Origin of the sequence: Actinomadura citrea (genome assembly GCF_013409045.1) — a bacterium.
GTDB classification, from domain to species: domain Bacteria; phylum Actinomycetota; class Actinomycetes; order Streptosporangiales; family Streptosporangiaceae; genus Spirillospora; species Spirillospora citrea.
Genome location: NZ_JACCBT010000001.1, coordinates 7712976 through 7727213 on the forward strand (window position 1 = coordinate 7712976; position 14238 = coordinate 7727213).

The following is a 14238-nucleotide window of genomic DNA, read 5'->3' on the forward strand; positions in this document are numbered from 1 at the left end:
CTCACTCGTCTCCCTCGACGCGCATGACGCTCGTCACGCCGCGGACGATCTCCAGCTCGCGCAGGCCCGCCACCGTCGCCGACAGCGCGGCGTCCGGCGCCCGGTGCGTCACGACGACGAGCTGCGCCTCCTCGCCCGAGCCCACCTGCCGGACGGCCTGGATCGACACCCCGTGCCTGGCGAACTCCTCGGCGACCGTGGCGAGCACGCCGGCCTCGTCCGTCACGTCCACCTCGATGTAGTAGCGGGTGACGGTCTCGCCCATCGGCAGCACCGGCAGCTTCGCGTACGTGACCTCCACTGGGCCGGGCGTACCGCCGACCACGTTGCGGGCGACCGCGACGAGGTCGCCGAGGATCGCCGACGCCGTCGGAGCGCCGCCGGCCCCCGCGCCGTAGAACATCAGCGAGCCCGCCGACTCCGCCTCGACGAACACCGCGTTGTAGGCCTCGCGGACGCTCGCCAGCGGGTGCGACCTGGGAATCATCGCCGGATACACGCGGACCGACACCCCGCGGCCGTTCCGGCCGTCCTGCGAGGGGATGCGCTCGCAGATGGCCAGAAGCTTGACGACGCAGTCCATGCCCTGGGCGCCCGCCACATCGGCGGCGCTCACCTCGGTGATGCCCTCGCGGTGGACGTCCGCGGCCGTCACCGGCGTGTGGAAGGCGAGCTGCGCCAGGATCGCCGCCTTGGCCGCCGCGTCGAAACCCTCCACGTCGGCCGTCGGATCGGCCTCGGCGTAGCCGAGCGCCTGCGCCTCCTCCAGCGCCTCGTTGAAGCCGGCGCCGTGCGTGTCCATCTGGTCGAGGATGTAGTTCGTGGTCCCGTTCACGATGCCGAGCACCCGGTGCACGTGGTCGCCGACCAGGGACTCCCGCAGCGGCCGCAGCAGCGGGATCGCCCCCGCCACCGACGCCTCGTAGTACAGGTCGGCGCCGTACTCCCGCGCCGCCGCGAACAGCGTCGCCCCGTCCTCGGCCAGCAGCGCCTTGTTCGCGGTGATGACCGACTTGCCGGTCTTCATCGCCTCCAGCATCAGCGTCCTGGCCGGCTCGATGCCGCCGATCACCTCGATGACGAGGTCGACGTCGTCCCTGGTCACCAGCGTCTGCGCGTCCGTGGTCAGCAGCCCCGGGTCGATGCCCGCGCGCACCCGGTCCGGCCTGCGCACGGCGATCCCGGCCAGCTCCAGGGGGACCCCGACGCGCGCGGCCAGATCGTCCGCCTGCTCGTTCAGCAGCCGGACGACCTCCGTCCCGACCACGCCGCAACCGAGCAGCGCCACGCGCAGTCCGGGTTTCACGCTTCGACCTCCGCATCGAGCCGCAGCAGGTCCTCCGCGCTCTCCCGCCGGATGATCACGCGCGACCTGCCCTCCCTCACCGCCACCACGGCGGGCTTCGGGACATGGTTGTAGTTGCTGGCCATCGACCGACAGTACGCACCGGTCGCCGCCACCGCCACCAGATCCCCCGCCGCAAGATCTTCGGGGAACCACAGGTCCCGCACCACAATGTCGCCGCTCTCGCAGTGCTTGCCGACAAGCCTACTGAGCATGGGGGCGGCGTCGGACGACCTGCTCGCCAGCGCCCCGGTGTACTCGGCGCCGTACAGGGCCGTGCGCAGGTTGTCGGACATGCCGCCGTCCACCGACACGTACGTGCGCAGGCCCTCGACGTCCTTGACCGTCCCGACCTCGTACAGCGTGACGCCGCCCGGGCCGATGATCGCCCGTCCCGGCTCCACGGTCAGCCGCGGCATCGACAGCCCGTACGCCCGGCACTCGCGCGCCACGATGCCGCGCAGCCCGTCCGCGATCGACTTCGGATCGTGCGGCTCCTCGCCCGGCACGTACGCGATGCCGTAGCCGCCGCCCAGGTCCAGCTCCGGAAGCTCGATCCCGTGCTCGTCCCGGATGGCCACCAGCAGCTCGGCCAGCCGGTGCGCGGCCACCTCGAACCCGTCCACCTCGAAGATCTGCGACCCGATGTGGCTGTGCAGCCCCACCAGTTCGAGCTGCTCCAGCTCCAGGACCCGTCTGACCGCCTCCAGGGCCGCCCCGGAACTCCTGGAGAACCCGAACTTCTGGTCGTCGTGCGCAGTGGCGATGAACTCGTGGGTGTGCGCCTCAACACCCGTGGTGACGCGCACCATCACCTTGGGCCGGACACCCATCTCCTGGGCGAGATACCCCACCCGGGCAATCTCCTCGAACGAATCGAGAACGATCCGTCCGACCCCCACCTCCAGGGCCCTCTTCAGCTCCCAGGGCGCCTTGTTGCTCCCGTGCAACGTGATGCGCTCAGTAGGAAACCCTGCCGCGAGCGCCACGGCCAGCTCGCCCCCGCTGCACACGTCGAGGCCGAGCCCCTCCTCCTTCAGCCACCGCGCGACGGCCGTGCACAGGAACGCCTTGCCCGCATAGTGGACGTCCCCGTCGTGGAACGCCGCCACGTACTCCCTGGCGCGGCTCCGGACGTCCTCCTCGTCATAGACGTAGAGGGGCGTCCCGTACTCCTTCGCCAGGTCCCTGACGTCCACTCCCCCGACGGTGAGGACGCCCTCCTCCCGCTTGGAGTTCCGCGGCCACACAGAAGACTCGAGGGCGTTCAGGTCCTCCGCCGGCCCGACCGGATGATCCTCCGGCAGGACGTCGGCATGCCGCGGCCCAGCAGGGTGTACTCGACTCATATCCGCTCTCTAGGGGTCTCACCGATCATGTTCAGCCCGTTGCCGAGGACGACCTTGACGGCCTCCGCCAAGCCGACCCGTCCCGCATGCGCCGCCCGGGGCTCCTCATCGCCCACGGGCAGCGCGGGACAGCGCTCGTGCACCTCGTGGTACGCCCCGGCCACGCTCTCCAAGCACAACATCAGGGGCCTGGCGTCGCGTTCCCGCTCCGCCTGCGCGGCCCGTCCGGGAACGTCCCCCAACGCCCCCAAGAGCTCCTCCGCACCACCCTCGAACGGCCCGGGCCCGACCCCGAGTTCCCGGGCCCAGCGCCCCACCCAACAGGCCCGCGCGTAGGCATAACGCACCGAGAACCCCGGATTCTCGAACGTCCGCGGCCACTCGCTCCACCCGCCCGGCGGCACCCGCGCGACCCCGTAACCAGGATCACGCCGAATGACCTCCACCAGCTCCGGCCCCACCACGACCCTGACGAACCCGGGCCCGGAGACACTCCCCCCGACCCGCCGCGCGATCACCCACGGATCGACGCCGAGCCTCAGCGCCACCGGACTCTCGAAGACCCCGCCGCCCCGCCCGAACACCACGACCTGCTCGGGAACGACGACATCGATCTCCCCCGCGTCCACGGCGTCCCGTACCGCGCGCACGAGAGCATCCCCTGGAGTCATCCTGGTGAGACTAGCCGACCACTATCTGGACACCGCGGCCAGTTTCCGCACCGTCTGGATCAGCTGATTGGGGTCGAACGGCTTCGTCACATACGCGTCGACACCGATCTCGTACCCCCGCCGCACATCATGCTCCTGCGCCCGTGCCGTGATCATCACGACCTTGATGTGCGCGGTCCTCGGGTCCTCCCGCAGCCGCACCGCGGTGACCCACCCGTCCAGCCGGGGCATCATCACGTCCAGCGTGATCACGTCCGGCCCGGCCTCCACCACCTTGTCCAGGCAGTCCTGACCGTCCACCGCGGTCGACACCTCGAACCCCTCCAGTTGCAGGTTCACGGCGATGAGCTGGCGGATCACCTCGTCATCATCGACGACCAGCACGCGTCCCAGTGGCTCGGTCACGGCCTCGAAGTTAGCCCACTCCACCCCCCGAACGCACGGCAAACCTCCCCGTGCGCGTCACCCCGCCAACCCTGGTAACCTCATACCGCGTCGCGCCCCCTTAGCTCAGGGGATAGAGCAACGGCCTCCGGAGCCGTGTGCGCAGGTTCGAATCCTGCAGGGGGCACCCACAAACGATCAGCCGGTTCCCGCCCTTGACCAGCGGAAACCGGCTCTCGTCGTTCTTGGGCCATGTGACACCAGAGGCCACCACAGGACGCCGTATGCCACGGCACGCGTTCCATCTGTGTTCCAGGCTTCGAGTAGCGCCTCTGAGAAGAACAGGACCCCCGGAGGTCATAGGTCCGGGGGTCCTTGCGCTCAACGCCCCTCTGGGGCGGAGCTCGGTCTCCTGTTGGGTTAGTCCGGGCGGCCGGTTCGCTCTACGGCCTTGCTGCGTCCCTTCTTGGGGCGGGCCACAGCTTTTCTCCTATCCCGATCACTTTGCCTCGATTCACCCTTACCGACCTGATCGGGCTTGCCTTGCCCGGCTTGGGTGCTGTCATTCACCCCACAGGGGTCACCTTCGATCTGGACCAACCCGAACAGAACAACTTTGAACCGCTGAAAGCGGAGCACCTTGGCGGCTGCCATCGTGGCAACGACCCCCAAGAACAGGGCTCCGATGACGAGCAGTACGTCGTCTGTTCCCAAGCCGATCGCGAGTGGCATGCGATCGGCCATAGCTGGTCTAGACCCTCTTCTCCACACTCCGGCCCACGACGGACCACCTCCTTCACTTCCGGACATCCTGCACATCCGAGCGTACGCCAGCCCCCATGGTTACAGGGGCTTTTCGCCGAGGGCCTCGTCTATGAGGCCCTCCCACAAGTGGTCTTGGCCAGCAATGACCTTGGCGTAGATCTTCAGCAGCACCTCCACACTGTGACCGGCCCACTCGGCGACCTGGGTGGGCGGGACGCCGGCGTTGAGTCGTAGGGAGACGCCAGCGTGCCGTAGGTCGTACGGGCGCCTGGCGAGGTCCGACGCTTCCTCGGCGGGCATCAGGGCGAGCGTGCGCGCCTTGTGCCACGTCCGCCCGTAGCCGGACGGGAGCAGCACTCCCCCGCGCTCAGTGCGGAACAGGCGACCGTCAGGAGCGACGCCATATCGGTTGATGTGGTCCCGCAGGATCCGGCAGAGTTCCGGCGGGATTGGCACGGGCCGCTTGGCCCTACGATTCCGCCCTTTGAGCCCGCGGTCGTCGTGGTACTCCCCCGAATCAGTCCACTCAGTTCCGACCGAGGGCTTGGAACCAGCGAGCATCAACCGTCCCCATCCCTTCGCGGGTAGCTCGCAGTCGGATTCGCGCAGGGAGACGACCTCACCGGGCCGCATCATGGCGTAGTAGACGCACGCAAAGAAAGCGACCATTCGAGGGCCTCGTCGAGGTCCCGCATAGCTGACTGCTGTGAGGAGTTCCGCCATTTGGCGCGGCGAAGGAACGACGGCCGGGTCTATTTCCTCCCACACCTCGTCATCTTCGGTCGCTTTCCAGTCGAGACCGTCGATGGGGTTTCCGGCAAGGCGCTTCCGCTGAACGGCGTACTTGAGCACGTTGTAGAGGACGCGACGGCGCCGGGTGTAGTAGCTCGGCGCGGCCGGGGAGCCGTCGAGCTTCTGCGCACACGTGGCGAGGGCCAGCGTGATGCCCTCGAACTCGGCGAGATCTGCCAGCGGCACGGACGCCTTACGGACCCAGTTAAGCGCAGCGGCCACCTCGGCGGGCTGGTCGGCCTCGCGCCGGTTCTTGTTGTACTCCCATCGACGCAACGCCTTCCGTAGTGTTTCCGAGTCTGGCGCGCCCTTGTGGTCGGCGGTGAGACCTACCGTCACGGCGGTGAGCGTTTCAGCGATCGAGATGCGCTGTTTGGCGGACACCTTGTCCCATCGATCGTCCACGTAGTCGCGCGCGTGCTGGAACCAGCTCACGGACCGGGCCGCGCGAATCATGGACTCGGGTAGGCCGGTCTCGATGTCGAATGCCTCACCTCGCCGGGCGGCTTGAATCAGTTCCGACTTGAAGCTGTCCGCGAGTTCCCGTGCGGTGAACGGTTTGGTTTGAACCTTGCCGCCTACCAGCCAGCGCAGGACGTAGGGCCGTTTCCTTCCCTTCTTTATGGTGATGTTCCAGAACCGGACGTCGTAGCTCCTGTTCAAGCGGCCCTCTCTTCAAGGCTGGAAAGCCAGTTCTCGAAGTCGACTCGGCGAATCCGAAGCTTGCGGTTGGGCAGAACGGTGCAGGGCGGCGTCTTGCCGAGGGCGCGCCAGCGCTGCCATGTGCGCCGGGTGACACCGAGTTCGTCGAGGATCTCGGGCACGGTGATCCATGCGTTGGACCTCTTGGCCATTGGGGCGGTCACCTCAATCAGTCCGGGGGTGATCGGTCGGGACGGCGCCGGCGGCGGGCTTGGTGGCTTGTGCGCCGGGCGACGGAGCGTGAGGCGAATCGGGGCCGAGGGGGCGCGCGGGGACAAGGGACACGGGGACAGAAGGCGACACAAGGGCTTGTGTCGGCTTCTGTCACCCCGTCCCGGCGTCCCGGCCGCCAGATCTGCGCTAGGTGCGGTAACGGCTCGTAGCGGCGTACGAGGCGAGTCATCGGAAGTCCTCCGACAGATCGGGGTGAGTCTCGTAAGCCGGTGAGGTGGGCCGTCCTCCCGTCCGCGCGCCGGGAATCTGCCGAACCCAGCCGTGGGTTTGCAGGACCCGCAAGACCGGTTCGAGATCGGCGACCTTGCGGGCGCGGTTCTTGAGCGGGCCGCGCATGAGGTCGCGAGCGGTGAACCGGGTGGTTTCGGTGCGGCGTGCCCAGTCCAGGACGGTGCGGGCATGGTTGACGGCAGGGTCGGCGCCGATGGCGTCATAGGCCGCTTGGGCGTGCGCGGTGAAGTACTCGCCGAGCTGGCAGGCTTCTCGGAACGTGGCGAGGTCGATCGGGCGCCCGTACCCGTCGCGCAGGTGCTTGGCCAGGTGAAGGAGCGCGGCGATGCGAACGACGGCGCCGACCAGCTTGCCGCCCCAATCGGTCATGTGGGCGAGGTCGCCGCTACCGGGGCGGAAGCGCGGTTCGGTGGCCTCCAGAAGGTCGATGACGGCCTCTTGCGCTTCGCTGGTGAACGTCAGGGCGACGGGCGTGCCGTCCGGGTCGCCGAACCTGCGCAGCGACAGGACGAGATCGGTAAGCGTCCGCTCGTAGGTGTGGGCGGCGTGCGCGGGGATGGGGTCGGGCCGGGCGTTGCGGTGGCCGAGCATGGACTCCGGCATGGTGATCAGCAGGCGTCCAAGCAAGCCCTGTTCGCGGAATTCGGGGGTGTCGCCGAGCCCGGCCAGCACGCCGGGTTGCAGGCACACACCGATGGTCAGGGCAGCGGCGTCGATGCGCTCCGACGGGCGGCCCATGCGCTCGATGCGCATTTCCTCGCCGGCATGCCCGGACAGGAATACGCCGATGTCCGGGGAGCCGGAGTAGCGGCCACCAGCGATCGAGAACAGCTTGCCGCCCTCGGGCGCCATGACGGCGTAACGGCCGTTCTGTTCGGCCAGTCGTGAGGTGACCTTCTCAACCGTCGAGTCGTTACCGCCGAACAGCGCGGGCTCGGCGGGCACCGCGGCGTTGTCGAGAGCCATTCGCGCGGCGGACGCGTCGGCGCGCCGGTCGAGACTATCCGGGTGGTCGGTGGCGGCCTTCTCCGAACGCTCGGCCTCGGCCTCGGCGACCTTGCGCGCAATGGTCGCCTCGGCGATAAGCGGCGCGGCCAGGTCGGTCAGAATGCCCTCGGCGGCCCGAATGGGTCCGGTCATGGCCTTGTAGACCTCGGACTTCCGGTTGCCGGGCGGCAGCACCATGACCAGGAACAGGTTCACCGGCTCGGACCATGCGCCGGCGCTCACCGTCACGTTGCCGGCGGCGGCCACGGCGAGCGCGGCCAGCGCGAGACACCCGGCCAGATCTACCGGCGTCTGGGTGACGTCGGCGACGCCGGCGGCGTACTCGGCGGCCCAGTCCGGCAGGCACCAAATGGGGAACGTCGGCAGGTCGGGCGCGGTTGAGAGCGGCGTCGGGTCGGGCCAGCCGCGCCGGTCGGCGCCGGTCACGGCGGCCAGCTGCGCGGCGACCTGGGCGCGTAGCTCGGCGGCGTCGCCCTCGGCGAGGTTGGCGAGTTGGATGAGCCGGGTTCCGGTCTCGGCGACGGTGCGCGCGTAGGCGAGGTCGCGAATCATGTGGGCCCAGTAGGCGGCGTTCGCTGCGGTCGGGACACGGCTGATCAGAGTGTGGAGGTAGGGGCCACCGCCGATCTTGCTGAGCTGCCGGGCGCCGATGTGCGCACCGACGGCGAGCGGGTCGGCGGGCGCGCCGCGGTCGGCCAGAGTGCACACGGCGTCCCAGATCTGGGCGTGCGCGGGCCGGTAGAAGTCGGTGCCGTCCAGCAGCGGCCGGACCTCGGCGAGCGCGGTAGGCGAGAGCATCACCGCGCCGAGAACGCATTGCTCGGCTTCGATGCTGTGCGGCGGCGCGTCGAGGTCGAGGTCGAGGCCGGCGGGCTGGCTGTCGACCACGCGCAGCGGTGCGGGGTTGGTCATCCTGCAGTCCCCTCGTGTGCTGTCGGTGAGGTGGCGCGTTGTGTCTGGAGGCGCGACGTGTCGCGGGCAGCCGTAACCGACGCCTCGCGCTGCTGGCGGGTCATGCGGCGTCCTCGGGCAGGATGATCAGCCCCTCGGGCGTGAGCACGAACTCATGCCCGTGCTCGCACGTCCAGAGGTCGCCGGGGATGTCGAGGGCGAGCGCGGCCCAGCACGTAACGACGGTGCGGCAGTACGGGCAGTCGGGGCCGTCCAGCACCGGCCAATGCGTCACCGGGACGTAGATCTCGGCGCGGCAACTGCGGCAGTGCCAGACGTTGGCCTCGGTGCCGGTCGCCGAGGTGGCGGGGCCGATCCATGCCACGTCGGCGGGGCACTGACAGGTGGGGCAGTCCGGCGCGGCCAGCACGGGCCATTGCTCGACGGGCGGGAACTCGGGCGGGTTGTGCGGCATCATGAAGGGGCCTCCTTCTAGGGCCTCGTTGGGGTCCGTGATCGGTTGGGGGTAGGCCCTCGGCGGCGTGCTTGGTGGCTTGTGCGCCGAGGGCCGCTTTACGTCTAGTGGCGGGTTCCGCGGTCGCGGGTGTTGCCGAGGTAGGTCAGGATGCGGCGGCCTGCGCGGAGTTGGGCGCCCTTGCCGCTGCAGCGGTGGCAGTAGCGCCAGGCGCGGCCGGACGGGGAGCGGAAGCGGCCGGCGCCGTCGCAGCGGGAGCACGGGCGGAACGGCCAGATGAAGCACGACACGAGGTAGACGGCGGTGCCAATGATCGCCAAGAGGATGAGCATCGGGGCCGGGGTGCCGGTAGCCGTAGCGGTAGCGGCGTAGAGGGTGTGCATGGGTCTCCCAGGGCGGTTTTCGGGCCAGTTAGGGGGTGGGCGCTACCCGCTACCTGCGCTTGTTTGCGCAGGTAGATCGGGTAGCGGCCGAGGTAGCGGAGCCGCTACCGGTAGCGGGGCGTCCGCTACCGGGTGAGGCTCTCGGCGCGGCGCGCGACGGCCTCGTCGAGGGCGGCGACCTTCGCGCCCTTGAGGACCTGGCCGCCGCGCTTGCCGTTGGCGCTGGGGACGCCGAACGCGCGGACCTGAGCCGAGATCGCTTCGGCCGTCACCTCGCCGTAGCTCTCGGGGAGCCGCTCGGCGAGACGGGTCGCCAGGTGCTGCCAGCTCACCCACTTCTCGCCGGGCTGGACGACGGCGCGGACGTCGGCGAGCACGTCTCGGGTCTCTCGCGTGACGTCCTCTCCGGCCGCCATGCCCGACAGGGTTCCGGCGCGGTCGCGGAACGCGCGGGCCGCGGTGAGGATCTTCTCGGCGTCCTCGGCATCGGCGAGGTAGGTCCGGGTCGTCGGCGTCGAGTCGCCGGCGCCACGCAGGATGCCCACGCCCTTGTAGTCGGGCAGCAGGGTCGAGGAGTCGTAGCCCTCGGAGTAGGCGCCCGATCCCAGAACCAGGTCGGAGACCTGCCATGACCCGGTGCGGAGGCTGAAACGGATCTGGTGGTTGTCGCGGAAGGCGTTGAACTGCTGGGCAACCTGCCCGGTGCCGATGCCGGACGGCTTCTGCGTCGCGCCGAGCACGATGACGCCGGCGGCCGGGGCGACCTTGACCAGGAAGACCAGAAGCGCGGCGATCTCCTTGTTGGCGTCGGGGTCGGGGGTGTCGAAGTACTCCTGAAACTCATCGATCACCACCAGACGGACCGGCATGCGGTACGCCGGGTCACGGGCGATGTCGCGTGTGAGCTTGCCCTCCGGGCACACCTCGGCGGGCAGCTCCGACAGGCGCTGATACCGGTCCTGCACGTCGGCCTTGATGTCGCGTAGCGCCTGGATGAACAGGTCCACCGGGTCGCCGTCGCGTCCCATGGCCAGGCCGAACGCGCATCGGTCGGCCACGAGCTTGAACTTGCGCCAGTCCGGCGAGCCCTTGCCGTCGAACACGCTCAGCCGCACGTAGGGGTCAAGCGCGGCGTACAGGGCGAGCGCGCGGGCCGAGAACGTCTTGCCCTGGCGCGGCTGTGCGCCGACCAGGATGGAGTTCCACATCATGTCGACGGTCACCGGGCGTCCGCGCTCGTCGACGCCGAACGGGGCCGGTTCCCAGATGTCGGTGGGCTGCAGCTTGAGCAGCGGCGTCCGGCCGGCGGGCACGGCGAGCGGGTCACGGTCGGCGACCCACAGCACGTGACGCCGGTGCGAGGTCGGGTCGCGGGTGATGAACACCTGCGACAGGGAGACGTCCAGGCCGGACGCGATGGCGGGCTTGGCCTTGATGGCGTCGTCCAGGCCCTTGCCGTACGGGAGGTCGACCACGACGCGGCTGCCTTCCCCGTCGCGGGACATGCTCGACCCGAACTCGATCTGTTGTCCGGGCTTGGCCGGGTCGCCGAGCTTGGCGGCGTAGTAGGCGCGAAGCACGATGTCGGCGTTGAGCTTGCGGAACCGGGGCGCCACCACGGCGGCGCTCACGATGCGCTTGTCAGCCGGGCGACCGAACCGCGCCAGCAGCGGGACCACGATGCCGGCGGTGAGGGCTTGCGTCCAGAACGGGGCGCTGACCAGCATCATCCCTCCCACGGCCACCCCGGCCGCCTCGCCGGCGACGACCATGCCGCGCCACGTGCGGGTGGCTTTGGCCTCGCGGTGAAGCTTGAGCCACAGATCGGCGTCACCGGCCGCCGCGGCGCCGTTGCGCAGCGAGAACTGTTCGCTCACCCACCACCACCGCAGTTGTCGGCCCGCGAGCCGGAACACACCGGCTGCGGCGTAGACGGTGGCCAGTCCGGCGTAGGCCGGGACGCGAATCGCGTGGAACGCGGCGACGTGCGCCCACCGGCTCACCGCCTGCCGGGCGGCGGCCTTGACCCCCACCCAGCTCTGCAAGGCCGCCGGGATGACCGGGCGCTGCGCGGCGTCCCGCTCGGGCATGTCGACCGGGGCCGGCGGCGCGGTCGCCGCGGCGGTCGGCGACTCGTCCAGGTCGATCTCATAGGAGGTGTCCGCCGGTGCGGCAGGACCGTCCGGACCGGCGGCCGGGTCGGTAGCCGGGGCGTCGAGGGCGGGCGACGTCTCGGCGTCGGTGGTGTGCTTGACGGGCAGGTGTACGACCTCGCCCATGGCGTTGGCGTGGCTCATGACTTGGGGTCCCCCTCGGCGGACGGCACGGCGGCGTCTTCGGCGTCGGACGGGTCGGCGGGTTCGGTCTTCAGGCGGGCCAGCAGGGCGCCGACGCGGGCGTTTCCGGCGCTGTGTCCTGCTTCGCGGAGCCGGACGGCGAGCGCGTTGCGGGTCAGCGCCTGGCCGTTCTCGGCGAGGTCGGCGGCGATGCGCCGTCCGGTGGGCATGAGGTCGTCCACGTCCGGCGGCGGCGCGGTGGTCTTGCGGGACCGGCGGGCGGACGGTCCACCGGCGCGGCGCGCGGACTGTCCGCCGGTGGTCCGGGTGCGCGTCCGGGACGGCGCGGCGGACGGTCCGGGGATGGGTGGGGTGGACGGTCCGGACTCCAGTGCGGGACGGTCCACCGGCCCGGCGGCGGGACCGTCCTCGTCGGACCGCGCAGCGGACGGCGTGCCGGTGTCCTCGGCGGTGGCGAGTTCGCCGAGCCGGTACAGAGCGCGGACGCGGCGGGGTGCGCGGCGGCGCCAGGCCCACCGGCCGTAGGTGTCTTGCAGGTCGGTCAGGGCCAGCAGCCGGGCGCGCTCACGGCTCAGGGCGTCGGGGTAGGAGCGGATCTCCCACAGCACCATCCGGCGCCACAGCTTCATGGTTGGCCACGGGGCGAGGATCCACCGGGCGGCCCGGATGCCGTCCATGCGGGTTCCGGCGGCGATGCCAGCGCGGATCCGGATCACGTGCGCGGCGATCTCTACCGCGATGACCCACAGTGCGGGCAGCACGGCGTGGGCGACCTTCCCGAACGTGCCGTGCTCACCGGCCACGTTGAGGTAGATGGTCGCGGCGGTCAGCGCCCAGGGGATGAACCGCAGCCACCGAATCCGCATGTCCAGCCGGGCGAGCACGATGTCGAGGGCGGCGAAGATCGCGATGCCCAGGTCGATACCGAGGGGCACCGTCCAGGCCAGCCCACCGAACGACGGGCGGGACGCCTCGGCGACGGCCGCGAAGCTGTTGACGAACCCCAGCAGCCCCAGTACGCCCACCAGCGCAGCCACAACGGCAACCGCGGTGAACTCGCTACTGGTCAGCGCGCGGCCCCTCGGCGAAGTTTGCTGCGCAGCGACCTCGGCGCCGTCCAGCACGGCGGCCGGGGCGGTCGGGGTGTCGCTGAGGCGCGTGATCGATCGGGCGGGAGCGCCGAGGGACGCGGGCATGCGGTGGTCGAGAGTCGTCATGCGGCTGATACCTCCGTTCCGATCGCGTCGGCGCAGTCCAGGCACTCGCCGAGGTGGCGGGGCAGGACGTATCCGGCGTCGCGTCGGCAGGTCGGGCACATCCGGCGGGCGGCGAGCGCCTTGCCGAGGGCGGCGCGCTGCCGGTCGGTCGGGACGCGCTTGGGCAGCGCCAGGCGCACGTCGTACAGATAGGCGGCGCGCACTCCCTTGCGATAGCGGCGGGAGTTCCACAGCACCTGTCCGGCGATCTCCTGACCGCCGGGGCGCAGGCCCTCGGCGGCGAGCTGGCGGAGGGTGCGCAGGTGCGGCGGCGCCATGCGCCACGGCCACGTGGGGATCCCGAAGCGGGCACCGGTCGGGTCGAAGAACCGCGCGGAGCTACGGCGGCGGGTCACGACGCCACACCCCCCGCCCGGCTCTTGGCGTAGGCGGGACGCTGCACGGTGACCAGGTACCAACCGCCCTCCCTCAGCGACCGGCGGGTCAGCCGCACGCCGGCCACCGTCACGCCGAGCACCGCCACCGCGGTGAGGACGAACGTCGGCAGGGGGTGCGTGATCAGCAGCGCCGCGCCGACGACGGCGAGGCGGGCGGGGGCCAGGCACAGCCACCCCGCCACGGCGAGCACGGCCAGCGCGACGATCACGGCGGTCATCGCTGCACCACCGCCTTGCCGATGTCGCGGTGCGCGAGCGTCACCGGGACGTCGAGGTCGGCCAGCATCGCGGCGAGGACGCCGCCCACGGTGGCGGCGCGGTGCCGGCCGCCGGCGCAGCCGACCGCGACCATGACCGGACCGGCGGACGGGCCGGACAGGTAGGCCAGCACCGCGGCGACGGTCGCGTCGATCAACGGCCGGATACCGGGTGTGTTCAGCACCGCGGCGCGGACCTCGGCGTCCTGGGCGGTCAGGTTCCGCAGGCCGCGCACGGCGTGCGGGTCGCGGAAGTGGTGGCGCAGGTCGAGGACGATGTGCGCGCCGGCGGGCGGGGCGTCGTGCAGGTATCCGAACGTGGTCACCCGGACCTCGGCGTGCCCGGTCGCGGTGGTCGTGTTCGTGGGGGCGTTCATCAGGCCACCTCGTTCAGGTCGACGTCGGACATGTCCAGGTCAGGGAGGGCGGCCAGCTCGGCGGGGGTCAGACCGGCCCACACCCCGTACTCGGGGCGGACCCGCGTCGCCAGCTCCAAGCAGGCGCCGCGTAGCGGGCAGGTCTGGCACACCTCGGCGGCGACCAGCTCACGGGCGGCGCGCTCGTCCGGCGACTCGTCGCCGTCCGGGCCGGTGTGCAGGTCGGGGTCAAACCGGCACTGAGCGCCGGTGATCGGCATGCCGCGCAGGTCGACACCGGCCAGCGCGACGAACGGGGTCAGGGAACGGGACACGGGCACCTCGTTGAAACTCGTGATCGGTCGGGAGGGACGGCCCTCGGCGGCGTGCTTGGTGGCTTGTGCGCCGAGGGCGAGCGTCTGCGTGTGGCGGGCGGTCATCGCT

The 14238-nt window shown here is 70.7% G+C and carries 16 protein-coding genes and 1 tRNA gene; 1 reads left to right on the forward strand and 16 read right to left on the reverse strand.

The window, feature by feature from the left end; all coding sequences use genetic code 11:
- Position 1 precedes the first annotated feature (1 nt).
- From BJ999_RS35345 to BJ999_RS35360, 4 genes are read right to left on the reverse strand one after another with little or no spacing between them, the layout of a single operon-like run.
- A complete protein-coding gene (locus BJ999_RS35345) occupies positions 2-1306 on the reverse strand; it encodes a homoserine dehydrogenase (RefSeq protein ID WP_179837282.1) in 1305 nt (434 codons plus the stop codon).
- Positions 1303-2694: a diaminopimelate decarboxylase gene (gene lysA, locus BJ999_RS35350; RefSeq protein ID WP_179837283.1), complete on the reverse strand. Its 1392-nt coding sequence runs from the start codon at positions 2692-2694 to the stop codon at positions 1303-1305. Before lysA ends, BJ999_RS35345 begins: the two co-directional genes overlap by 4 nt.
- The gene (locus tag BJ999_RS35355; protein ID WP_179837284.1) at positions 2691-3365 is read right to left on the reverse strand and encodes a DALR anticodon-binding domain-containing protein; all 675 of its coding nucleotides are present in this window, start codon (positions 3363-3365) and stop codon (positions 2691-2693) included. The genes lysA and BJ999_RS35355 overlap by 4 nt, the downstream gene beginning before the upstream one ends.
- A gap of 21 nt (positions 3366-3386) precedes the next feature.
- The gene (locus BJ999_RS35360; RefSeq protein WP_179839026.1) at positions 3387-3749 is read right to left on the reverse strand and encodes a response regulator transcription factor; all 363 of its coding nucleotides are present in this window, start codon (positions 3747-3749) and stop codon (positions 3387-3389) included.
- Between the two features lie 115 nt (positions 3750-3864).
- Here BJ999_RS35360 and BJ999_RS35365 point away from each other — a divergent pair.
- Positions 3865-3936 (forward strand) — tRNA-Arg (locus tag BJ999_RS35365).
- A 233-nt stretch (positions 3937-4169) separates the two neighbouring features.
- Here the strand turns inward: BJ999_RS35365 and BJ999_RS35370 are convergent.
- From BJ999_RS35370 to BJ999_RS35425, 12 genes are all read right to left on the reverse strand, one after another.
- Positions 4170-4481, reverse strand: a complete 312-nt coding sequence (locus BJ999_RS35370) for a hypothetical protein (RefSeq protein WP_179837285.1) — start codon at positions 4479-4481, stop codon at positions 4170-4172.
- 111 nt (positions 4482-4592) lie between these two features.
- Positions 4593-5969, reverse strand: coding sequence for a tyrosine-type recombinase/integrase (locus tag BJ999_RS35375; protein ID WP_179837286.1), 1377 nt, complete (start codon positions 5967-5969; stop codon positions 4593-4595).
- A complete protein-coding gene (locus tag BJ999_RS35380; RefSeq protein ID WP_179837287.1) occupies positions 5966-6160 on the reverse strand; it encodes a helix-turn-helix transcriptional regulator in 195 nt (64 codons plus the stop codon). The genes BJ999_RS35375 and BJ999_RS35380 overlap by 4 nt, the downstream gene beginning before the upstream one ends.
- Before the next feature lie 247 nt (positions 6161-6407).
- Positions 6408-8393, reverse strand: coding sequence for a DUF3987 domain-containing protein (locus tag BJ999_RS35385; protein ID WP_179837288.1), 1986 nt, complete (start codon positions 8391-8393; stop codon positions 6408-6410).
- 100 nt (positions 8394-8493) lie between these two features.
- Positions 8494-8850, reverse strand: a complete 357-nt coding sequence (locus tag BJ999_RS35390) for a hypothetical protein (RefSeq protein WP_179837289.1) — start codon at positions 8848-8850, stop codon at positions 8494-8496.
- Between the two features lie 101 nt (positions 8851-8951).
- A complete protein-coding gene (locus tag BJ999_RS35395; RefSeq protein WP_229809979.1) occupies positions 8952-9167 on the reverse strand; it encodes a hypothetical protein in 216 nt (71 codons plus the stop codon).
- A gap of 188 nt (positions 9168-9355) precedes the next feature.
- A complete protein-coding gene (locus BJ999_RS35400) occupies positions 9356-11527 on the reverse strand; it encodes a P-loop NTPase family protein (protein WP_179837291.1) in 2172 nt (723 codons plus the stop codon).
- Complete coding sequence (locus BJ999_RS35405; protein WP_179837292.1) at positions 11524-12744, reverse strand: DUF2637 domain-containing protein; 1221 nt, start codon at positions 12742-12744, stop codon at positions 11524-11526. Before BJ999_RS35405 ends, BJ999_RS35400 begins: the two co-directional genes overlap by 4 nt.
- The gene (locus BJ999_RS35410) at positions 12741-13139 is read right to left on the reverse strand and encodes an RRQRL motif-containing zinc-binding protein (RefSeq protein WP_179837293.1); all 399 of its coding nucleotides are present in this window, start codon (positions 13137-13139) and stop codon (positions 12741-12743) included. Before BJ999_RS35410 ends, BJ999_RS35405 begins: the two co-directional genes overlap by 4 nt.
- On the reverse strand, positions 13136-13399 hold the full coding sequence (locus BJ999_RS35415) for a hypothetical protein (RefSeq protein WP_179837294.1): 264 nt from the start codon (positions 13397-13399) through the stop codon (positions 13136-13138). The genes BJ999_RS35410 and BJ999_RS35415 overlap by 4 nt, the downstream gene beginning before the upstream one ends.
- The gene (locus tag BJ999_RS35420) at positions 13396-13815 is read right to left on the reverse strand and encodes a RapZ C-terminal domain-containing protein (RefSeq protein ID WP_179837295.1); all 420 of its coding nucleotides are present in this window, start codon (positions 13813-13815) and stop codon (positions 13396-13398) included. The genes BJ999_RS35415 and BJ999_RS35420 overlap by 4 nt, the downstream gene beginning before the upstream one ends.
- Positions 13815-14234: a WhiB family transcriptional regulator gene (locus tag BJ999_RS35425; RefSeq protein WP_179837296.1), complete on the reverse strand. Its 420-nt coding sequence runs from the start codon at positions 14232-14234 to the stop codon at positions 13815-13817. The genes BJ999_RS35420 and BJ999_RS35425 overlap by 1 nt, the downstream gene beginning before the upstream one ends.
- Between the last annotated feature and the right edge of the window lie 4 nt (positions 14235-14238).